This is a genomic window from Sphingomonas sp. CCH15-F11 (genome assembly GCF_001557005.1).
Lineage (GTDB): Bacteria > Pseudomonadota > Alphaproteobacteria > Sphingomonadales > Sphingomonadaceae > Sphingomonas.
The window spans coordinates 11,823-33,407 of sequence record NZ_LSKG01000136.1 but is presented as its reverse complement, the minus strand read 5'-3'; the positions used below and the strand labels follow the sequence as shown (position 1 = coordinate 33,407).

General features: G+C 66.1%; 15 protein-coding genes. 10 read left to right on the top strand and 5 right to left on the bottom strand.

Annotated elements, in window-relative coordinates:
- Window positions 1–86 precede the first annotated feature (86 nt).
- The 4 genes from ilvN (at window position 87) to leuA (ending at window position 5,160) form a co-directional block, all read left to right on the top strand.
- Window positions 87–602, top strand: a complete 516-nt coding sequence (gene ilvN / locus AX709_RS13455) for an acetolactate synthase small subunit (RefSeq protein WP_066477563.1) — start codon at window positions 87–89, stop codon at window positions 600–602.
- A 120-nt stretch (window positions 603–722) separates the two neighbouring features.
- Window positions 723–1,742, top strand: coding sequence for a ketol-acid reductoisomerase (gene ilvC / locus AX709_RS13450; protein ID WP_066550059.1), 1,020 nt, complete (start codon window positions 723–725; stop codon window positions 1,740–1,742).
- A gap of 688 nt (window positions 1,743–2,430) precedes the next feature.
- Complete coding sequence (locus AX709_RS13445; RefSeq protein ID WP_066550056.1) at window positions 2,431–3,060, top strand: YceI family protein; 630 nt, start codon at window positions 2,431–2,433, stop codon at window positions 3,058–3,060.
- Between the two features lie 432 nt (window positions 3,061–3,492).
- A complete protein-coding gene (leuA, locus tag AX709_RS13440) occupies window positions 3,493–5,160 on the top strand; it encodes a 2-isopropylmalate synthase (RefSeq protein ID WP_066550053.1) in 1,668 nt (555 codons plus the stop codon).
- A 185-nt stretch (window positions 5,161–5,345) separates the two neighbouring features.
- Here the strand turns inward: leuA and folE are convergent, their stop codons facing one another.
- Window positions 5,346–5,972: a GTP cyclohydrolase I FolE gene (folE, locus tag AX709_RS13435; protein WP_066550050.1), complete on the bottom strand. Its 627-nt coding sequence runs from the start codon at window positions 5,970–5,972 to the stop codon at window positions 5,346–5,348.
- Window positions 5,973–6,191: 219 nt separating this feature from the next.
- Here folE and AX709_RS13430 point away from each other — a divergent pair, with 219 nt between their 5' ends.
- The gene (locus AX709_RS13430) at window positions 6,192–8,798 is read left to right on the top strand and encodes a TonB-dependent receptor (protein ID WP_066550047.1); all 2,607 of its coding nucleotides are present in this window, start codon (window positions 6,192–6,194) and stop codon (window positions 8,796–8,798) included.
- A gap of 346 nt (window positions 8,799–9,144) precedes the next feature.
- Here the strand turns inward: AX709_RS13430 and AX709_RS13425 are convergent, their stop codons facing one another.
- The 3 genes from AX709_RS13425 to AX709_RS13415 form a co-directional block, all read right to left on the bottom strand.
- Window positions 9,145–12,732, bottom strand: coding sequence for an ABC transporter permease/M1 family aminopeptidase (locus AX709_RS13425; RefSeq protein WP_066550044.1), 3,588 nt, complete (start codon window positions 12,730–12,732; stop codon window positions 9,145–9,147).
- 21 nt (window positions 12,733–12,753) lie between these two features.
- Complete coding sequence (locus tag AX709_RS13420; RefSeq protein WP_066550038.1) at window positions 12,754–13,656, bottom strand: ABC transporter ATP-binding protein; 903 nt, start codon at window positions 13,654–13,656, stop codon at window positions 12,754–12,756.
- A gap of 253 nt (window positions 13,657–13,909) precedes the next feature.
- The gene (locus AX709_RS13415; protein ID WP_066550035.1) at window positions 13,910–14,620 is read right to left on the bottom strand and encodes an arylesterase; all 711 of its coding nucleotides are present in this window, start codon (window positions 14,618–14,620) and stop codon (window positions 13,910–13,912) included.
- Window positions 14,621–14,638: 18 nt separating this feature from the next.
- Between AX709_RS13415 and AX709_RS13410 the strand changes: the two genes are divergently transcribed.
- Together AX709_RS13410 and AX709_RS13405 are read left to right on the top strand one after the other, a co-directional pair.
- Window positions 14,639–15,340, top strand: coding sequence for an ABC transporter ATP-binding protein (locus AX709_RS13410; RefSeq protein ID WP_066550033.1), 702 nt, complete (start codon window positions 14,639–14,641; stop codon window positions 15,338–15,340).
- A complete protein-coding gene (locus AX709_RS13405; protein WP_066550031.1) occupies window positions 15,337–17,862 on the top strand; it encodes an ABC transporter permease in 2,526 nt (841 codons plus the stop codon). The genes AX709_RS13410 and AX709_RS13405 overlap by 4 nt, the downstream gene beginning before the upstream one ends.
- Window positions 17,863–17,904: 42 nt before the next feature.
- On the opposite strand, the gene AX709_RS13400 is transcribed toward AX709_RS13405, so the two are convergent.
- Window positions 17,905–18,198, bottom strand: a complete 294-nt coding sequence (locus AX709_RS13400; protein WP_066550029.1) for a PAAR domain-containing protein — start codon at window positions 18,196–18,198, stop codon at window positions 17,905–17,907.
- Between the two features lie 133 nt (window positions 18,199–18,331).
- Here AX709_RS13400 and AX709_RS13395 point away from each other — a divergent pair, with 133 nt between their 5' ends.
- The 3 genes from AX709_RS13395 to tssC all read left to right on the top strand — a co-directional run bounded on the left by AX709_RS13395 (window position 18,332) and on the right by tssC (window position 21,562).
- A complete protein-coding gene (locus tag AX709_RS13395) occupies window positions 18,332–19,468 on the top strand; it encodes a type VI secretion system protein TssA (protein WP_066550027.1) in 1,137 nt (378 codons plus the stop codon).
- A gap of 77 nt (window positions 19,469–19,545) precedes the next feature.
- Window positions 19,546–20,058: a type VI secretion system contractile sheath small subunit gene (gene tssB / locus AX709_RS13390; protein ID WP_066477528.1), complete on the top strand. Its 513-nt coding sequence runs from the start codon at window positions 19,546–19,548 to the stop codon at window positions 20,056–20,058.
- Between the two features lie 7 nt (window positions 20,059–20,065).
- Complete coding sequence (tssC, locus tag AX709_RS13385) at window positions 20,066–21,562, top strand: type VI secretion system contractile sheath large subunit (protein WP_066477524.1); 1,497 nt, start codon at window positions 20,066–20,068, stop codon at window positions 21,560–21,562.
- Window positions 21,563–21,585: the final 23 nt, after the last annotated feature.

Below are 21,585 nucleotides of genomic sequence, written 5' to 3'. Positions count from 1 at the left end.
AGCTCGCCGGCTACGCCAGCGCCCCTCCGTCAGCGCTTCGTGCTGCCACCTCCCCGAGCAAGCTCGGGGAGGAGCTGGAGAGTAACATGCACATCAAGGAAGAACTGCGCGAGCGGCACACCCTCGCCGTCCTCGTCGACAACGAGCCCGGGATCCTGGCGCGGATCGCCGGCATGTTCACCGCGCGGGGCTACAACATCGAAAGCCTGACGGTCAGCGAGATCAGCGACGACGATTCGGTCAGCCGCATCACCATCGTCACCTCGGCCAGCGCGTCGGTGCTCGAACAGATCGTCGCCCAGCTCGAGCGGCTGGTGCCGGTGCACAAGGTCAGCGACCTGACCGTGATGGGCCCGCATGTCGAGCGCGAGCTGGCGCTGGTCAAGGTACGCGGCACCGGCGACATGCGGATCGAGGCGCTGAGGCTGGCCGAAGTCTACCGCGCCCGCGTGGTCGACGCGACCATCTCCAGCTTCGTGTTTGAAGTGACCGGCGGCACCGAAAAGATCGACAAGTTCGTCGAGTTGATGCGCGAAGTCGGCCTGATCGAGATCGCCCGCACCGGCATCGTCGCGATTTCGCGGGGGAACGAAGCCGCCTGAGCCCGATCCGTCGCAGCCATCTCACGTTTCTCGACTTCGCTCGAAACGAACGAAGTCTCAATACCATCACCGTTCGTCCCGAGCGAAGTCGAGGGACGTGCCACAGGGAGCAGACCTACCATGCGTGTCTATTATGATCGTGACGCCGACCTGAACCTGATCACGGGCAAGAACATCGCGATCGTCGGCTATGGCAGCCAGGGCCATGCCCATGCCCAGAATCTGCGCGATTCGGGCGTGGCAAATGTCGCGGTCGCCCTTCGCGAAGGCTCGGCGACCGCGCGCAAGGCGACCGATGCAGGGTTCAAGGTCATGTCGACCGCCGATGCCGCCGCCTGGGCGGACATCCTGATGATCCTCGCCCCCGACGAGCATCAGGCGGCGATCTATGAGCACGACATCAAGGGGCGGATGAAGCCGGGCAGCGCGATCGCCTTTGCCCATGGCCTCAACGTCCATTTCGGGCTGATCGAGCCGCCCGCCGATATCGACGTCATCATGATCGCGCCCAAGGGCCCGGGCCACACCGTCCGCTCCGAATATGTCCGTGGCGGCGGTGTCCCCTGCCTGATCGCGATCCATCAGGACGCGAGCGGCAACGCGCACGACGTCGCGCTCGCCTATGCCAGCGGCGTCGGCGGCGGGCGTTCGGGCATCATCGAGACCAATTTCAAGGAAGAGTGCGAAACCGACCTGTTCGGCGAACAAGCCGTGCTGTGCGGTGGGATCACCCACTTGATCCAGGCCGGGTTCGAGACGCTGGTCGAGGCGGGATATGCGCCCGAAATGGCCTATTTCGAGTGCCTGCATGAGACCAAGCTGATCGTCGACCTGCTCTATGAAGGCGGCATCGCCAACATGCGCTATTCGATCAGCAACACCGCCGAATATGGCGACATCACCACCGGCCCGCGGATCATCACGCCGGAGACCAAGGCCGAGATGAAGCGCGTGCTCGCCGACATCCAGTCGGGGCGCTTCGTCAAGAACTTCGTCCTCGACAACCGCGCCGGCCAGCCGGAGCTGAAGGCCGCCCGCAAGGCCGCCGCCGCCCACCCGATCGAGAAGGTCGGCAGCGAACTGCGCGCGATGATGCCGTGGATCGGCGCGAACAAGCTGGTGGATCGCGAGCGGAATTGAGGAGCTTAACTGCTAGCCGGCATAGCCTTGGATAAAACATGGGGAAAATGTGACGCCCGAAATAATTTCCGGACTCGTGGGTGTTCTAATCGGCGGTACAATCGGATTATATGGCAGTGTCTTACAGTGGAGACTCGCGGAAACCGCCAGACAGCGAGCCGAATTTGACCACCAAATGGCAGGCGTAATCGACATATGTTATGATGCTATCTCATTTGCACGCGATTATTGGCTGTTATCCCATGTAGTTGAAGTGCATGAACTAAGAAAGACTGTTGCGGGGCGCTCCCCTATGTATCGGCTGTTCTCAACTGCGATGCACACAGCTCCCGAGTTGCGAGATCATTTTGTACGAGCCGGTCGGGCGCTAGAACGCTTAGATAGTGCACCACTCCCGATTGGCGATGCTTTATATTTAGAGGTTGCTTCGACGCTTACCGATCTGGCTGGAGTCGTTAGTCGGTACCGAAACAGTCGCCCGGCCAAAATGTTTACGCCACGTTGGTTTGGAGCGGCGGCGCTCTCCTCCGCGATCCCGTTTGAGCCTGAGCACAAAGTATCTCAGTAGAATGACTTTGCAGTTAGCTGCGAGTCCCCTCCGAAACGATCGGTTTCCGCGCCGCACGGTTCACATCGCCCCCACAAGCCCCTATTTCCCTTACGTCTTTCACCATACGGGGAATCCTCCATGCGTCCGATCCTGACTGCCGTCATCGCCCTTGCCGTCGCCACGCCGCTGGTTGGCCAGTCCACGCCGCAGGTGCCGGGGGCACAGGATGCCAGCCGCATCACCGGCGGCACCTATGCGACCGACCCGTCGCATTCGCTGATCGGCTTTGAGGTCAACCACTTCGGCTTCAACGATTATTACGGCATCTTCGGCGACGTCGCGGGCACGCTGGTGCTCGATCCCAAGAACCCGGCGGCGGCCAAGGTCGACGTGACCATCCCCGTCGCGGGCGTCACCACCGCCAGCAAGGGGCTGACCGAGCATCTGCTGCGTGCCGGCAAGGACGGCGGCAAGCCCGATTTCTTCGGCCCCAGCCCGGCCCCTGCCCGCTTCGTCTCCACCGCGGTCAAGGTCAACGGCATGGAAGCCGAGATCACCGGCAACCTGACGCTCAACGGCGTGACCAAGCCGGTGACGCTGGAGGCCGAGTTCGTCGGCGCGGGCACCAACCCCTACAACAAGAAGGAAACCGTCGGCTTCGAGGCCGAGACGACGATCAAGCGTTCCGATTTCGGCGTCAGCTATGGCATTCCCCTGGTCGGCGATGAGGTCGAACTGGACATCAGCGTCGCGTTCGAAAAGCAGTGAGGTGGCGGGGGCCTGGCGGACGGAGATCGCGCGGACAGGCCCCACCCCAACCCCTGCCCGGCAACAACATGGTTCAAAATCGTTTGAACCGCTCATCCTGAGTAGCCGCTGAGCTTGTCGAACCGGCGTATCGAAGGACGAGAGCAAGCGCGCGTCCTTCGATACGGGCCTTCGCCAAGCTCAGTCCCTACTCAGGATGAGCGGTTTTTTGGTGTGTCGGCCAGGTCCAAGCGAGCGGCGCTTCGTTCTCCAGTGCCCCACTCTCCACTGGACATCATCCGTCGCCTGCGCCATCACCCGCGCATGATCGTTGCGCCGAAGCTGTTCGCCCTGCTGCTTACCTGCCCTTGAGGGGGTAGCGCGGTTGCGCGTCCCCCTTGAGGGTGAAACGCCGCCGACCGAACCCAACGCCAGCGAAAAGAGCCGCCGACCATGCTCCGCGACCCGTCCGTCAAATATCGCCCCTTCCCACAGGTCGACCTGCCCGACCGGCAATGGCCGTCGCGCACCATCACCGCGCCGCCGCGCTGGCTGTCGACCGACATGCGCGATGGCAACCAGGCGCTGATCGACCCGATGGATGCGGAGAAGAAGACGCGCTTCTTCGACCTGCTCGTCCGCATCGGCATCAAGGAGATCGAGGTCGGGTTCCCTTCGGCCGGCGCGACCGAGTTCGACTTCATCTCCGGCCTGGTCCGCGACGGGCGCATTCCCGACGACGTGACGGTGCAGGTGCTGACCCAGTCGCGCCGCGACCTGATCGAGACCAGCTTCGAAAGCCTGCGCGGTGCGTCCAAGGCGATCGTTCACCTCTATAACGCGGTCAGCCCGGCGTGGCGGCGGATCGTGTTCGGGATGAGCCGCGACGAAGTGCGCGAGATCGCGGTGACGGGCGCAAAGATCCTGCGCGATTGCGCCGCCGCCCAGCCCGATACCGACTGGCATTTCGAATATTCGCCCGAAACCTTCTCCACCGCCGAACTCGATTTCAGCCTGGAGGTGTGCGAGGCGGTGATGGAGGTGCTCCGCCCGACGCCCGATCACCCGCTGATCCTCAACCTGCCCGCTACGGTCGAGTGCGCCACCCCCAACATTTATGCCGACCAGATCGAATGGTTCGGCCGCCATATCCGCAATCGGGAAAGCGTGGTGCTGAGCCTGCACCCTCACAACGATCGCGGCACCGGCATCGCCGCGGCGGAGCTGGGGCTGATGGCGGGGGCCGACCGGGTCGAGGGGTGCCTGTTCGGCAATGGCGAGCGCACGGGAAACTGCGACCTCGTGACGCTGGCGCTCAACATGTACACCCAGGGGATCGACCCGGGCCTGGATTTCTCCGACATCGACGCGGTGATCGGCACAGTCGAATATTGCAACCAGCTGCCCGTCCATCCGCGCCACCCCTATGCCGGCGAACTGGTGTTCACCGCTTTTTCGGGCAGCCACCAGGACGCGATCAAGAAGGGGTTTGCCGCGCAGGCGGCGCGCAACGACCAGGTCTGGGACGTGCCCTATCTGCCGATCGACCCCGCCGATCTCGGCCGCAGTTACGAGGCGGTGATCCGCGTCAATTCGCAATCGGGCAAGGGCGGCGTCGCCTGGGTGCTGGAACAGGACAAGGGGCTGAAGCTGCCCAAGAGGCTCCAGGCCGATTTCAGCCGCCACGTCCAGGCGCTGGCCGACGCGACCAGCCGCGAGCTCAATGCCGACGACATCTGGGGCGCGTTCGAGCGCGCCTATCGGCTGGACGGCGCACAGCCGATCACGCTGGAAGCTTATGAGGAAACGCGCGCACCCGACGGCGACCGCATCTTTGCCGGCTGCATCGTCGTGGCGGGCGAGCGCCGGTCGGTCAGCGGGCGCGGCAACGGCCTGATCTCCAGCGTCGTCGCGGCGCTGCGCGAGGCGTGCGGGATCGAGCTGGATGTCGCCGACTATAGCGAGCACGCGATCGGCAAGGGATCGGACGTGCGCGCCGCCGCCTATGTCGAGTGCATCGATGGCGACGGCCGCACCCACTGGGGCGTCGGCATCGACGAGGATGTCGCCACCGCCAGCGTGCGCGCGGTCATCAGCGCGGCAAATGCGGCGCGGGGGTGATGGGAGCTGGGGTCGTGCGCGTCCTTCGATACGCGCCTTCGCCAAGCTCAGTCGCTACTCAGGATGAGCGGGTGTGATGTCAGATTGAAACCAAAAAGAACCGCTCATCCTGAGTAGGGGCTGAGCGAAGCCGAAGACCCGTATCGAAGGACACAACGCAGCCCCAAGCCGCAGAACCCCGCCCTCTATTTCTGCCCCATCAGCGCCAGCACCTCGCGGCGCGAGCGTTCATCGTCCCGGAACACGCCCATCATGCGGCTGGTGGTCATCGACACGCCGGGGGTGCGGACGCCGCGCGCGGTCATGCAGGCGTGGCTCGCCTCGATCACCACCGCGACGCCGCGGGGCTTCAGGTGCGTCCAGATACAGTCGGCGACTTCGGCGGTCAGGCGCTCCTGCACCTGCAACCGGCGCGCATAGCCGTGCAGCACGCGAGCGAGCTTCGAGATGCCCACCACCCAGTTGGTCGGCAGATAGGCGATGTGCGCCTTGCCGATGATCGGCGCCATATGGTGCTCGCAATGCGACTGGAACGGGATGTCGCGCAGCAGGACGATGTCGTCATAGCCGCCGACTTCCTCGAACACGCGCTCCAGGTGATGCGCCGGATCCTCGTCATAGCCCGAGCAATATTCCCGCCAGGCGCGCGCCACCCGCTTGGGCGTGTCGAGCAACCCTTCGCGCGCCGGATCGTCGCCCGCCCAGCGAATCAGCGTCCGCACCGCGTCGGCCACCTCGTCGGGCACGGGAATCTTCGGCAGCGGGGCGACCAGGTCGCCGTTGCTCATCGCGTCGTCGTCATCCAGGTCCATGCTCAATTTCCCTTGTCGGGCTTGACGTTACGGCAACCCCGCGAAGAACCCGATCGGTTCCACTTTGCAACTGTGTCGTTCTTGCACTGCTGCCCGACGACGTGGCCGAACGCGCCAAATCCCGTTGACGCACCCGGAAGGTGAGCGTTAGCTGGCGCGACACAAGAAAAGCAACCGTACCCTTGGACTAGGGTCGGTGCCCTGGAGGGGAACGCAAGAATGAAACGCACCGACTTCCTGTCGGCGACCGCGCTGTCGCTGCTGATCGCCACGCCGGCCTTTGCCCAGGACAGTGCGCCCGACGCGCCCGCCGTCCAGGAAGACTATGATTCCGCCAACGACATCGTCGTCACGGCAACCCGACGCAACGAGACGGTCCAGGAAGTCCCGATCGCGATCACCGCCGTCGGCACCGAGCTGCTGGAAAACGCCGGCGTCCAGGACATTCGCGGCCTCGAACAGCTTGCGCCCAGCCTTCAGACCACGACTGGCCAGTCGTCGGCGACCGGTTCGTCGATCTTCATCCGCGGCGTCGGCACCGCGGGCGACAATCCCGGTTTCGAACCGGCGGTCGGCGTGTTCATCGACGGCGTGTTCCGCGCGCGCGCAGGCGTCGCGCTCGCCGAGCTGCCCGAGCTCGAGCGCGTCGAAGTGCTGCGCGGGCCGCAGGGCACGCTGTTCGGCCGCAACACCTCGGCCGGCGCGCTGTCGATCTTCACCGCGCAGCCCAAGTTCGAGCTGGGCGGCTATATCGAAGGCACCTACGGCAATTACGACCAGTACATCGTCAAGGGCGCGATCACCGGCCCGGTGGCTGAGGCGCTCGCGCTGCGCGTCGACGCCGGCTATCGCAAGCGCGACGGCTATATCGAAGATTCAAATTCGGACCGCGCGATCAACAATATCGACCGTTATTATGTCCGTGGCCAGGCGCTGTACGACACCTCGACCTTCTCGTTCCGCCTGATCGGCGACTATTACGAAACCGATGAGGAATGCTGTGGCGCGGTGAACATCACGCCCGGCCAGTTCGCGCCGATCGTCGAGGGACTTGCCGGCGCGCGCGGGCGCGACGGCCTCTACACCGGCCCGCCGTCGGACCGCACCCAGGCGATCTCGCCCGAGCGCGGCTATGGCGAGGCGGTCAAGGACTGGGGTTTCTCAGGCGAATTCAACATCGATATCGGCGACAACAAGCTGACGTCGATCACCGCCTATCGCAACTGGCGCGTGCTGCGCGATCAGGACATCGACTTCTCCGGGCTCGATCGCGCGTATCGCGAGGATTATCGCAACGAGCTGAAGGACTTCACCCAGGAAATCCGGTTCCAGGGTTCGGCCTTCGGCGGCGTGCTCGACTTCCTGGTCGGCGGCTTCTACCTCAACGAAACCAACACGCTGCGCGACACGGTGCGCTTCGGCACCGATGCCAACCAATATGTCGACAGCATCTTCAACGCGGCGCTGCGCCCGCTGTTCGGCACGCCGGTCAGCTTCTACGGCTCGCTTGGCCCGACGGTTCCGACCTTTGGCCAGGTGCTCGCGAATCCGGCCGCACCGCCGGCCGCCTATGGTGCGCTGGCGCCGCTGGTGACCGCCTATCGTGGCGCGCTGGCGACGGTGCCGGGGCTTGCCGCGCTGTCGCTTGCACCGCTGCCGCGCGCCGCAGCAGGCCAGGGCAACAACAATGACGATTTCCGCGTAAAGACCGATGCCTTCGCGATCTTCACCCATAACATCATCAACGTGACCGACGATTTGTCGATCACGCTGGGTGCGCGCTACAATTACGAGCGCAAGACGCTGGACGCATCGATCAACAACAACACCGGCAGCTGCGGCTTCTTTGACCAGGTGCGCGCGGGCAACCCCGCGGCCAACGTCTATGCCAACATCCTGCGCGGTGCCGGGCTGTTCAACAACCTGTTCCTGCTCAGCTGCAACCCGGCGGTGAACAACGAGTTCAACGGTGTCTACAACGACCGCCGCTCGGACAGCCAGATCACCGGCACCGCCAAGCTCGCGTACAAGTTCACGCCCGACATCCTGGGCTATGCCAGCTATGATCGCGGCTTCAAGTCGGGCGGCTATAATCTCGACCAGGCGACGTTCGACAGCGTGCTGCTGGGCGGCAACGGCCCGCAGGCCGAGGATCTGGAGTTCGGCAAGGAAGTCGTCGACAGCTTCGAAGTCGGGTTCAAGGCGAGCTTCACGCGCAAGTTCACGCTGAACGTCGCCGCCTTCTACCAGAAGTTCCAGGACCTGCAGACGCTCATCTTCAGCGGCAACAACTTCGTCGTCCTGAACGTGCCCGATGGCTCGGGACGCGGTGTCGAGGCCGAGGCGATTTTCCAGCCCGTCCGCGAGCTGATCATCCGCACCGGCTACACCTATCTCGACGCAAGCTTCGATGAGAGCAACAACTTCACGGGCACGCCGCTGCAGGGCCTGGAAGGCGAACAGTTCCTGAACCAGCCGCGGAATGTCGTCACGGTGGCGACGACCTGGACGCCGGCACTGGGCAGCAGCGGCTATCAGGCGCTGCTCCACGCCGACATGCGCTATAACAGCGCCGTCAACATCGCCGGTACGCCGCCCGACGTGAACGGCCGCACCCTGGTGCGCAACCCGGGCTATCCGCTGGTCAATGCCCGCATCGGCATTCAGAGCGAGGACCGGCAACGCAGCGTCGAGTTCTTCGTCGAGAATGTCTTCGACCAGTATTACAACATCACCGGCTTCCCGGTGCCCGAACAGACCGGCACCACGGCCGGCTATCCGGGCCTGCCGCGCTTCTATGGGGTGCGGACCCGCATCGGCTTCTGATCCGACCGCGGCATCGACCGGAACAGCAGCGGCGCGTTCCCCCGGGGGAGCGCGCCGCTTTGTTTAGGTCGGCTTGGCCCTTCGACGGAGGGATGGGTGGGGAGCTTGCCCGGCCGCGATCCTCGAAGCCTGGCCCGGAATGCGCATCTGGTCGCAGCGCATCCCAGATTTCTCCGTCACCCTGGATCAAGTCCGGGGTGACGGGCAAACTTGATTGAATTTCGCGGCGCCGTTGATTTCCGATGAGCCTCTCAATGGACAGCCCCCACCCCAACCCCTCCCCTAAAGGAGAGGGGCTTTATTGCGTCAGGTTCAATCTTGAGGAAGTACGCTGCGCGTCAGTCGGTCAGCTCGTCACCGGCACCACATTGTCGTCCGAGTTGCGATCGACATATTTGTTGTAGGGATCGACCCCGGCAAAGGCCGGCTTGCCGCGCGTCACCACGCGCACCTGCTGAACGCCCGTGCGGATCGGCCGAAGCTCCATCGCGAGCACGTCGGCGCGGCTGAACGCGGCCAGTCCCGGACGCTTCATGAACACGCCCACGTCGATCTGATTTTCGAGCGGCACCGCGCGCTCGACGCCCTTGCCGTCGACGTCGAACTTGCCGCCTTCCACCGTCAGCACGGTCTCATATTGACCGCCCGCCAGCGCGCGCGTCTTCGCCTGCTTGACCTTGAGGTCATAGACGGTGATCCGCTCCATCAGGTCGCTGACCAGCTGGCGTTCCTCGTCATTGCGGGCGAGCGACTTTAGACCATCGACCAGATCGGTCGACCGTGCATAGGGCGCGCCCTTGAAGCGATAGCGGTCGAGCAGCCCGCGCAGCATCGCGTTCATCCGGTCCTCGCCGAGCCGGTCCTGGAGGAGGTACATCACCACCGAGCCCTTGCGGTAGTGGATATAGGGCTGGTTCTCGACCCGGTTGAGCGGCAGTTCCTCGATCGCCTCGCTGCCGCGCGAGCGCAGATAATTGTCCAGTTCATATTTCAGGAACCGGCGGATCTTGTCCTCGCCATACAGCTTCTTCATCACCATCAGCGCGGAATATTGCGCCAGCGTCTCGACCATCACGGTGCCGCCCTGCATTTCCGCGCTGATCAGCTGATGCGCCCAATATTGGTGGCCCAGCTCATGCGCGGTGATGTAGGTGACATAGTCGATTTCGTCGGGATTGCGGGTGTCCGCGACAAAGCCGATCGCCTCCGAATAGGGAATCGTGCCCGCAAAAGCCTGCGCGAAGCTCGCATAGGCGGGAAATTCGATGATCCGGGCGTAATCGAACTGATAGGGGCCGAACGCCGGCTCGTAATAGCCGAGCGACAGCTGCATCGCCTTCAGCATCCGGTCCACGTTGAAGTCATGTTCGGGGTGATAGAAGACCGAGAGCTTGACCGGCCCCGCCGTCGCGGTCTTTTCGGCATAGCGCGCCGACTGGACCGAGAAGAAAGCCAGGATCGGTGCCTTCGACACGAAGCGCGCGGTGCGCCGGTCGCCGGTCGTCACGTCCGACACCTTGCTGCCCGGCGCGATCGGTGTCTGGTCGGCATCGGTGGTGACGGTGATGTCGGACAGCACCCAATCGGCGTTGCCGACATAGTTGCGCTCGGTCGCCGACACGTCCTCCAGCTTGGGCAGGCGCAATTCGGGCGGCAGACCGTATTTGCGGCGCTTGGTCCGCTCGCTCAAAAATTCGCCGCGATTCATGCCGATCTGCGGCGCGAACTCCGAATTGTTCAGGAACGTGCCATTGGCGACCAGCCGGGTGTCGTCGCCGCTCGCCCGAAATCCGCGCTGTTCGCGGGTGGTGCGAAACGTCATGCGGGTGCGCGCGCCCGGCGCCAGCGGCTGGGCAAAGCGATAGATTCGATGCTGGAACTCGGTATCGTCCTGCACCAGCGTCGCGCCGGGCAGGTCGACGGCGGCCAGCTTGGTATCCGGGTCCGGCAGCCGGACATGCAATGTCTGAACCGGCGCGCCGGTATCGTTGACCAGGTCATAGGCGCCGGCCGCGGTCATCCGTCGCTGCGACGGATAGAGCGCGACGTCCAGCTTGATCGCGGTGATCGAGGGCTGTTTCAGCTTCTCATATTGCAGATACTTCTTCTCATATTTGGCCTGCAAGGCCTCGCGATCGTCGCGGGTGCGATAGGTGTTGAGCTGGTTGGTGTTGTGATAGGCCCACACGCCGCTGGCCACGAACAGGGCACCGGCAGCCGCGATGATGCCGCCCGCCGGGCCCCTGAGCCGCGCCGGTACGCGGCCCAGGCGCGGTGCCAGCCGGGTCTCCGCCCCGCGCCGCCACAACAGGTGCGCCAGCGTCGCCAGGATGATCGCAAACCCCGCCCAGTAGAGCCGCAGCCACCAGCCGCCCGGACCGCCAACCTGGTCGCCGTTCATGTCGGACAACCGCGCCGCGCCGCTGCCGCCATATTGATAGAGCGGGTGTTCGAAGCCGATCGATGACAGGGTGATCGACGCGACCAGATAGACGACCATGATGCCCCAGCCGATATATTTGTTCGGGCTGACCGCCTGGACGAACACCGCCAGGATCGCGATCAGCAGCATGTCGATCGTGTAGGGGAGCAGGTAGAAGGCGAAATAGCTGCCCAGTTCGATCGCCGCACCACCGCGCGCCAGCTGGACGATGATGCCGGCGATCGCCGATACCGCCAGCGTCGCGAACAGCACGCCGGTCACCGCCAGCGTCTTGGGCACGACATAAGCCCAGTTGGGCAGCGCGGTCGCGTCGATGATCTCGTGCATCTTGCGGTCGCGGTCGCGCCAGACCAGCTCGCCGGCATAGTAGATCGCAATGATGACCGGGATGATCGTGAAGGTGCCCGCCAGCGTCTGGATCACCGTGACGGTGATCGGGCGCGCGGGCGTGCCGTAGATTTCGTTGGCGAACAGCAACCCGCCGACGGCGTTGAACAGGCCGACCAGCAGCAGCACGAAAAAGGCCGGGCTGCGGAAGACCTGCGCCATTTCAAAGCGGCAGCGCGACCAGAGCTGGGTCCAGCCTGCGCGTTCGGGATGCGCGGCGGGCAGGCGGTCGACCACCGCCGGTGCGGTCGCGGCCAGCCGGGCAGCGCGCTTCTCCTGGCGGCGCAGCGCGCGTTTCGATGCGCCGCGCTCGGCAAAGCTGAACCGCGAATAGGCAAAGGCGACCGCGGCAACGCCCAGGGCGATGACCAGCAGACGATTGTTGAGCAGCAAGCCGGCGATTTCGGGCACGTTGGCGTTGCTTTCCGCCGCCGTCCAATAGCGCGTGATGTTGGCTAGCGCCGCCAGGCCAAAGGGTTCGACCAGGCTGACGGTATCGCGCCATTCCGGGTTGTTGCTGGCGACCGCGCTGAACACCGTCCACAAGACCAGGAACACGACAACGCCCAGATAGCTGTACATCATCGAGCGCGTCAGCGTGGCGACCGCAAAGAAGATCGCGGCGGTCAGGAACAAATTGGGCAGCGCCAGCACGAAATAGGCAAAGGCATAGTCGCGCAGCCGGTTCGGCCCCAGCGTTTCCGGGTCCAGCCACGGCATCAGCGATCCGATCCAGATCGCCAGCGGGATCGCCAGGAACGCGACCGCCGCCGCGATGAACGCCCCGGTGAAGCGCCCGATCAGATAATCGAACTTGCTGACCCGGGTCGATCGCACCATCGGTCCGAAGCCGCTTTCGTCGTCGCGCACGATCACGTTGGCGACAAAGGCGGTGGTCACGAACATGTAGAACAGCGACAGGATCTGGTTGATCTGCGCAATCGCCAACGGCGAATTGGCGTGGACGTTGCCGCCGCTGCCGATCTGGATCTCTTCGATCGCCATCGACCCATAGGTCAGCAGGAAGAACAGGATCGCGACGACCCAGAAGACCGGGCCGCGCATCTGATAACTGAGCTCGAACCGAGCGATCTTGGCGAACATGCTGGCTCCCCCCTCCCCGGCTCAGGCCGCGTGCGCGGCGGGTGCCGCCGCCGGGCGACGGGTACGGGCGAGCGTCGCGAAATAGACGTCCTCGAGGCCGCCGGGGACGCTTTCAAACCCGTCGCCGGGATCGGTCGGCGACAGGATGTGGATGATGGTGCGCCCCGCGAACAGGCGCGTCGCGATCACCTCGTAGCGCTCGGAATAGTCGGGAAGCTCATCGCGGCCGATCGCACGCGCCCATACCGTGCCCCGGGCCTGTGCGATCAGGTCGAGCGGCGCGCCCTCCAGCTGGATCTGCCCTGCCGCCAGCACCGCCATGCGCGGGCAGAGATCGGCGACGTCCTCGACGATATGGGTGGACAGGATGACGACGACATTCTCGCCGATTTCGGCCAGCAGGTTGAGGAAGCGATTGCGCTCCTCCGGGTCCAGCCCGGCGGTGGGTTCGTCGACGATGATCAGTTCGGGATTGCCGATCAGCGCCTGGGCGATGCCGAACCGCTGGCGCATCCCGCCCGAAAAGCCCGCGATCGCCTTTTTGCGGACGTTCCACAAATTGGTCTGGTTGAGCAGCGTCTCGACCGTCGCCTTGCGCTCGCCCTTCGACGCGATGCCCTTCAACACCGCCATGTGGTCGAGCATGTCATAGGCCGACACGCGCGGATAGACGCCGAAATCCTGGGGCAGATAGCCGAGCGTGCGACGCAGCCGCTCGGGCTCGCCGATCACGTCGATGTCGCCAAAGGTGATCCTGCCCGACGTCGGCGTCTGCAGCGTCGCGACGGTGCGCATCAGCGTCGACTTGCCCGCGCCGTTGGGCCCGAGCAGCCCGTACATCCCCTTCGGGATCGTGAGCGTCACATCGTCGAGTGCGCGTGTCCCGTTCGCATAGACGTGCGTGACGTTCGCCAGATGCAGCATTCACCATTCCCCCGACCCGATTCGCTGCAAACGCTAACGAGGTGCGTTGCCCGAATAAAGCACTAAATCACCTGCCCCGCCCTCAAGTCCTTTCATCCCGCGTCACCCCGGCCTCGTGCCGGGGTCCACTGGGACGTCAGATCGAGTGGCCACCGACAATGGGCCTGCGTTGCAGCAGGCGGCCCATATCGAGCCACGGTGCAGCGCTCGCGTCACGGTGGACCCCGGCACGCGGCCGGGGTGAAGAAGCAGGCTAATTGTTCAGCTGCTTGGCGACCAGCGGCGCGATCTTGCCGACGATCGCGTCGATGCCCTCCGGCGTCGGATGCAAACGATCCGCCTGCATCAGCTCGGGCCGGGTCACTACACCGTCGAGGAAGAACGGATAGAGCGCGGCGTCATATTCCCTGGCCAGCTCGGGATAGATCGGGTTGAACGCATCGGCATAGTCGCGGCCGAGATTGGGGGCGGCAAGCATGCCGGTCAGCAGCACCGGAATCTGGCGCTCGCGCAGCATTGCCAGCATCGCCGCCAGGTTGGCGCGCGTCTCGGTGGGCGACAGGCCGCGCAGCATGTCGTTGCCGCCCAGCCCCAGCACGACCAGGTCGGGCTTGCGCGGCAGCCCGTCGAGCACGAAGGCGAGCCGTTCGCGCCCGCCCGCGGTGGTTTCGCCCGAAACGCCGGCATTTCGGACATCGGCGGGGGTGCCGGCAGCGGCCAGGGCGCGCTGCAGCTCGGCCGGAAACGCCTCGTTCTGCGCCACGCCATAGCCGGCATAGAGGCTGTCGCCGAAGGCCACGACCAGCGGCGCATCGGCGGGCAGCGGCGCGGCCGCCGACGGCGCGGCCGATGCCGCTGCCGTGTCGTTGACGCGCGCATCAGCGGGCGCATCGTCACCCGAGCATGCGACCAGCCCTTGGAGCGCGAGCAGCGCCACGCCATATTGCCAGTTTCTCGCCGTCAAAGGGCTTCCTTTCTTCCCATGCTGTCACCCCCCGTCACGACCGATATCGCCATTCGCGCGCGCAATGTCACCCTGTCGCTCGGCGGCGGCGAGGCGGCGACCCGGATCCTTAAGGGCATCGACCTCGAAGTCGCGGCTGGCGAGAGCCTGGCGATCCTGGGTCCGTCGGGATCGGGCAAGTCGTCGCTGATGGCGATCCTGTCGGGACTGGAGCGCGCGACCGGCGGCAGCGTCCATATCGCCGGCCTCGATTTCGGGCCGCTGGACGAGGATGCGCTGGCCCGCGCCCGGCGGGGCCGGGTCGGCATCGTGCTCCAGGCGTTTCATTTGCTGCCGACGATGACCGCGCTCGAAAATGTCGCGGTGCCGCTGGAGCTGGCGGGGCTGGCCGATCCGTTCGACCGGGCGGCGGACGAGCTGCGCGCGGTCGGGCTGGGCCATCGCCTGACCCACTATCCCGCCCAGCTTTCGGGCGGCGAGCAGCAGCGCGTCGCCATCGCCCGCGCGGTCGCCCCCCAGCCCGAAATCCTGTTCGCCGACGAACCCACCGGCAATCTCGACGCCGCGACGGGGGCCGACATCATCGAGCTGCTGTTCGCGCGCCAGGCGGCGGCGGGCGCGACATTGGTGATCATCACCCACGATCCGGGGCTGGCGGCGCGGTGCGGCCGCATCATCGAGATGCGCGACGGCGCGATCGTCGCCGACCGTCGCGCATGAGCGACGCGCGCGACGCCGCGCTCGGCTGGACGCAAGGCTGGCGCATCGCCCGACGCGATCTGAACGCCGGCTTTCGCGGGCTCAGGCTGCTGCTGATCTGCCTGTTCCTGGGCACCGCGACACTGGCGACGATCGGCAGCCTGACCGCGGCGATCACCGGCGAAATCTCGTCGCGCGGTCGCGTGATCCTGGGCGGCGACGTCGAGGTCGCGATGTCGCAGCGCGAAGTGAGCGCGGCCGAACGGCGCGTGCTGCGCGGGCTGGGCCAGCTGAGCGAGACGATCCGCACCCGTGCGATGGCGCGCAGCGCCCGCGGCGATGCGGCGGTGCTGACCGAACTCAAGGGCGTCGACGGCGCCTATCCGCTCTACGGCACGCTGACCGTGCAGGGGGGCAGCGCCGCCCCCCTGCCCCGCGCCGACGAAGTGCTGATCGACCGGGCGCTGGCCGACCGGCTGGGCGTCGGCGTCGGCGACCGGCTGCGCTGGAGCGAGGCGGACTATCGCGTGCGCGCGATCATCGCCAGCGAACCCGACCGCGTCGGCGAGGGCTTCACGCTCGGCCCGGTCGCGATCGTCTCGCTCGACGGACTGCGCCGTGCGCAGCTGCTGTTGCCGGGCGCGCTGTACGAAAGCAAATATCGCCTGCGCCTGCCCGGGACCGCCTCGGCCACCGCGGTGGTGGATCGGCTGAAGGCGCGTTTTCCCGACACCGGCTGGGAATACAAGGACCGCGACCGCGCCGCGCCGGGAGCCAGCCGCTTCTTCGAACGGCTCGGCCAGTTTCTCGGGCTGATCGGACTGGCGGCGCTGGTCATCGCGGGCATCGGCGTGTCGAACGGCGTCGGCTCCTACCTTGCGGGCAAGCGCGCGAGCATCGCCACGCTCAAGGTGCTGGGCGCGGGATCGCGCGACATCGCGCGCATCTACCTGATGCAGATCGGCACCGTCGCGGCGATCGCGATCGTCGCCGGGCTGGCGTTCGGGGCGGTGCTGCCGATGCTGCTCGTCGCGCTGGCGGGCGACCTGCTGCCGGTCCGCCCGGGCTTCACCCTCCACCCGCTGCCGCTGGCGACGAGCGCGGCGTTCGGTATCCTGGTCGCCTGGGTGTTCGCGCTGCCCCCGCTGGCGCGCGCGCGGCTGTTGCCCGCAGCCGCGCTGTTCAGGGGGGGGATCAGCCCGTCGCGGCGGATCGACCGGCGGACCGTGGCGCTGGTCGCGAGCGGCATCGCGATCATCCTGGCGCTGGCGATCGGCACTGCGCGCGATCCGGTGTTTGCGGGCGTGGTGCTGGCGGCGGTCGCAGCCGTGCTCGCCCTGCTGCTCGGCATCGGCTGGGGCGTACGGTTCGTCGCGGCGCGACTGCCGCGATCGAAGCGCCCGCTGATCCGGCTGGCCGTCGCCAACCTGCACCGCCCCGGTGCCCAGACCGGCGCGCTGGTGATTGCGCTCGGCCTCGCGCTCACGCTGTTCGTCACGCTGGCCGCGATCCAGACGACGCTGCGCGCCGAAATCGCCAACACCGTGCCCGCCCGCGCGCCGAGCCAGTTCGTGCTCGACATCCCGTCCGCACGCCAGCTGGCGTTCCGCGAGACGGTGGCGCGTGCCGCACCCGATGCCACGCTGAACCTGGTTCCGGCATTGCGCGGCACCGTCACCGCCTATGCCGGCACGCGCGTCGCCGATCTGAAGGAACTCCCCGAGGGCGCATGGTTCCTGCGCGGCGAACGCGGCGTGACCTATAGCAGTGTGCTGCCGGAGGGGAGCACGCTGGTCGCGGGCAAATGGTGGCCGGCCGATTATGCCGGGCCGCCGCTCGTGTCGATCGACGCCCAGGCCGCGCGCGTCCTGAACTTGCGCGTCGGCGACACGCTGACCGTCAGCGTGCTGGGCCGCGAGATCGAGGCGCGGATCGCGTCGCTGCGCGAGATCAGATGGGACACGATGGGCTTCAACTATGTGCTCGTCTTCTCGCCCAACACGCTGGCGGCCGCGCCGCACACGCTGGCCGCGACGATCAGCACCGACAAGGCGCGCGAAAGCGCGATCGCGCGCGCGGTGCTGAGCGCGTTTCCCTCGGTTTCGATCATCGCGGTCGGGGATGTCATCAAGCAGGTCAGCGCGATCCTCGAGCAGATGTCGGCGGCGATCCTGCTGTCGGCGTCGGTCGCGATCCTGGCGGGCATCGCGGTGCTGGTCGGCGCGATCGCGGCGTCGCGCCAGGCGCGCGCCTATGACAGCGTCATCCTGAAGACGCTGGGCGCGACGCGGCGCCAGATCCTGGTCGCACAGGCGATCGAATATGCGCTGCTCGCGGGCCTGCTCGCGGCGATCGCGCTGGCGCTCGGGCTGGCGGCGGCGTGGTATGTCGTGACGCAGGTGTTCGAATTCGGCTGGGCGCCCGACTGGCCGGTCGTGCTCGGCACGCTGGCGGCGGGCGCGATCCTGACGCTCGGCATCGGGCTGGCGGGATCGATCCCGCTGCTGTCGGTGCGCCCGGCCGCCGCGCTCAGGCGGCAATAGGCCGGGACCGGCATACCGCCGAACCCTTGCGCGAACGCGTGCTCAGCCGCCGACGAGCACGGTGAAGCAGCCGAGCACTATGACGCCGCCATGCGCGGTCTGGTCGCCGATCCGCGCCTGGGGCAGCGAACCGGTCAGCACGGTGGCGCTGCCCTTGACGATCGTGTCGGGCGGGCCGACGCAAACGCACTGATCGGTGACGCGCGCGGCGGGAAGGCTGCCGATCAGCACGGTCGGCAGTCCCGGCGCGACGATCGGGCCGCCGACATGCGGCACCACCCCCGTCACCATCGGACAGGTGTGCATGTCGGTCAGTCGCGATGCCGGCTGTCCCATCGGTGTCCCCGCCCCTCCGCGTCGGTTTCGACGACGCAACATCGCGCAATCCGGGCCGCGCGCCAACAAAAAAGGGGGTGCAGCGGCCCGCACCACGTTGTAGGCTCGGTCGCGGGACGGGGGGAGAGCGAAATTGGTCATCGACGAGGAAAGCCGTGCGGCGTTGCTCGCCCCGATCGGCGACGGCGTCGGCATCGACGGCCGCGAGGACGAGGGCGCGGCCGGCGAGCTGTTTCGCGAGATCCGCTTTCAGCGCAAGACGATCTTTCGCCAGGAACAGCGCGCCGCCATGGGCGAGGACGCCGACGGCGGCGACGCGTGGTCGTGGGACATGCTGGCGGAAAGCGCGCGCGATTACCTGACCGAGCACAGCAAGGACCTGGAAACCATGGCCGTGCTGGTCGAGGCGTCGACGCGCGTCGACGGCCTGCTCGGCCTGTCCGCCGGCATGGCGGTGATGGCCGACCTGATCGAGCAATATTGGGATAACGGCCTCTATCCGGTCGAGGACGAGGAAGATGGCGTCGAGGCGCGCTTTCAGCCGCTGTCGGGGCTGAGCGGGGGCAGCGGCGACAAGGACGGCACGCTCGTCCAGCCGCTGCGCCGGCTGGTCCTGGCGGTCGATGCGGGCGACCAGCTGCGCTTTCTGGACAAGGTCAGCGCCGATGCGCTGCTCGCCGCGTCGCAGAACGGCACGCCCGAGCAGAAGGCGCAGCGCCAGCAGGAGGCGCAGGCGGCCTATGACGCCATCGAAGCGCTGGCCCGGCGCATCCCGCGCCGCGTGCTGCAGCGCTCCGCCGACGAGGTCGCCGCCGCCGAAGCCGCGTGGCGGCGCGGCGTCGCCTATGTCTCCGAGCGGACGAAACCCCGCTTTCCCGCCGCGTCGCGGGTCAGCGACGAATTGCGCGGCATGGCCGACTGGCTGCAGTCGCTGATCGCCAAGCTGCCCGACGATCCGGTCGATGCGCCGGCGGATGACGCACAGGCGGCGGGCGAAGGCGGCGCGGCGGCCACAACGGCGACCGCCGGCGGGCCGATGGTGATCGGCCGCATTTCCCAGCGCGACGACGCGCTGCGCGCAATTGCCGCGGCTGCGGATTATTTCGAGCGGTACGAACCGCTGTCGCCGCTCGGGCCTTCGCTGCGCGAGGTTGACCGCCGCGCGCGTTTAAGTCTTGATGCGTTGTTGACGGAGCTGATTCCCGACGCCTCGGTTCGCGAGACCTTTTACTGGCGTTCCGGCATCAAGCCGCCCGCCGGTGAGGGATGATCGACGGCGACGACGGGGGCACATCGACGAAATTTGTCTGAACTTCCGCGCATCGGCGCGGCTTTGGGGAGAGCGTTATGGCAGACTCGGTGCATGACAAGCTGAAGCGCGTGCGCAAGCCGCGCGTCCACATCACCTACGATGTCGAGACGGAGGGCGCGCAGGAAGTCAAGGAACTGCCCTTCGTCGTCGGCGTCATGGGCGACTTTTCGGGCGACTCGGCGGTGCCGAAGAAGAGCCTGAAGGAACGCAAGTTCGTCGATCTGAAGAAGGACAAGTTCGACCAGGTCATGGCGCGGATCGAGCCCGCCGTGAAGCTGAAGGTCGAGAACACGCTCGAGAAGAACGGCAAGGAATTCGAGGTCAACCTGAAGTTCCGGTCGATGGACGATTTCGAGCCCGACAAGATCGTCGAGCAGGTCGAACCGCTCCGCAAGCTGATGGAGACGCGCAACCAGCTGCGCGACCTGATGGCCAAGGCGGACGGTTCGGAGCAGCTCGAAAGCCTGCTCGAGCAGATCCTGCGCGACGAATCGCAGTTGAGCAGCCTGCGCGACCAGCTCGGCGACGACAGCAGCACCAAGGAGTAAGGGTAACATGGCCGAGACCGAAACCCAGGCCGCAGGCGCCGCCGCGACCACCACGACCGACGCGCCCGCCAGCCTGCTCGACCAGGCGATCAGCGTCACCAAGCAGACCGAGCCCGAGCGCGTCGAACAACTGATGCGCACGCTGGCATCGGAGGCGATGAGCGGCACCGTCCAGTTCCAGAAGAACATGACCGTGACGCTGCGCGACGCGATCGCCAAGATCGACGCGCAGATTTCCGAACAGCTCGCCGCGATCATGCATGCCGAGAAGTTCAAGTCGCTGGAAGGCAGCTGGCGCGGGCTCAACTATCTGGTCAAGAACAGCGAGATCGGCGAGGGCCTGAAGGTCCAGATGCTGAACGTGACCAAGAAAGAGCTGGCCGCCGACCTCGCCAAGGCGACCGATTTCGACCAGAGCCAGTTCTACAAGAAGGTCTATGAGGAGCAGTTCGGCACCGCGGGCGGCACGCCGTTCAGCACGCTGATCGGCGATTATTATTTCGGCAAGCATCCCGACGACATCGAGCTGCTGACCAATATCTCCAGCGTGGCGGCGGCAGGCTTCTGTCCGTTCGTGTCGGCGGCGAACGCCAACTTGTTCGGCATGGACAGCTTTACCGAGCTGTCGAACCCGATGGACATGAAGCAGCTGTTCGAAACCGCCGATTACATGAAGTGGAACAGCTTCCGGAACACCGAGGATTCGCGCTTCGTCACGCTGACCATGCCCAAGGTGCTGGCCCGCCTGCCCTATGGCAAGGACACCAAGCCGGTCGAGGCGTTCGCGTACGAGGAAGCGCCCAAGGACGATGCGGGCAATCCCAAGGCGATGGATCACGACGATTATTGCTGGATGAACGCGGCCTATGCGCTGGCCGCGCGCATGACCGCGGCGCATGCCGAATATGGCTGGACGACGGCGATCCGCGGCGCGGAGGGCGGCGGCAAGGTCACCAACCTGCCGACCCATGTCTTCCAGTCGGACGACGGTGACCTGGACGCCAAGTGCCCGACCGAAATCGGCATCACGGACCGCCGCGAAAAGGAACTTTCCGACCTCGGCTTCCTGCCGCTCTGCCACTACAAGAACACCGACTATTCGGTCTTCTTCGGCGCGCAGACGACGCAGCGGCCCAAGAAGTACGACCGGCCGGAGGCGACTGCCAACGCGGCGATCTCCGCCCGCCTGCCCTACATCATGGCGACGAGCCGCTTCGCCCATTATCTGAAGGTGATGGCGCGCGACAAGATCGGGTCGTTCATGGAAGCGAAGGACACCGAGACCTGGCTCAACCGCTGGATCTCGAACTACGTCAACGCGACCGAGGGTGCCGGCCAGGAATCGCGCGCGAAATACCCGCTGCGCGAAGCCCGGGTTGAGGTGCGCGAAGTCGAGGGCGCGCCGGGTTCCTACACCGCCGTCGCGCATCTGCGCCCCTGGCTGCAGTTTGAGGAACTCACCACCTCGATGCGGCTGGTCGCGCGGATTCCGAAGGCGAGCTGATCGGCGCTTCGGACGCCGCGCGC

Coding starts and splice junctions, on each gene's coding strand:
- AX709_RS13430 (WP_066550047.1), top strand. CDS start 6,192: ATGAAACGCACCGACTTCCTGTCGGCGACCGCGCTGTCGCTGCTGATC.
- leuA (WP_066550053.1), top strand. CDS start 3,493: ATGCTCCGCGACCCGTCCGTCAAATATCGCCCCTTCCCACAGGTCGAC.
- tssC (WP_066477524.1), top strand. CDS start 20,066: ATGGCCGAGACCGAAACCCAGGCCGCAGGCGCCGCCGCGACCACCACG.
- AX709_RS13445 (WP_066550056.1), top strand. CDS start 2,431: ATGCGTCCGATCCTGACTGCCGTCATCGCCCTTGCCGTCGCCACGCCG.
- ilvC (WP_066550059.1), top strand. CDS start 723: ATGCGTGTCTATTATGATCGTGACGCCGACCTGAACCTGATCACGGGC.
- ilvN (WP_066477563.1), top strand. CDS start 87: ATGCACATCAAGGAAGAACTGCGCGAGCGGCACACCCTCGCCGTCCTC.
- AX709_RS13410 (WP_066550033.1), top strand. CDS start 14,639: ATGCTGTCACCCCCCGTCACGACCGATATCGCCATTCGCGCGCGCAAT.
- AX709_RS13400 (WP_066550029.1), bottom strand. CDS start 18,198: ATGGGACAGCCGGCATCGCGACTGACCGACATGCACACCTGTCCGATG.
- AX709_RS13425 (WP_066550044.1), bottom strand. CDS start 12,732: ATGTTCGCCAAGATCGCTCGGTTCGAGCTCAGTTATCAGATGCGCGGC.
- AX709_RS13420 (WP_066550038.1), bottom strand. CDS start 13,656: ATGCTGCATCTGGCGAACGTCACGCACGTCTATGCGAACGGGACACGC.
- AX709_RS13405 (WP_066550031.1), top strand. CDS start 15,337: ATGAGCGACGCGCGCGACGCCGCGCTCGGCTGGACGCAAGGCTGGCGC.
- folE (WP_066550050.1), bottom strand. CDS start 5,972: ATGGACCTGGATGACGACGACGCGATGAGCAACGGCGACCTGGTCGCC.
- tssB (WP_066477528.1), top strand. CDS start 19,546: ATGGCAGACTCGGTGCATGACAAGCTGAAGCGCGTGCGCAAGCCGCGC.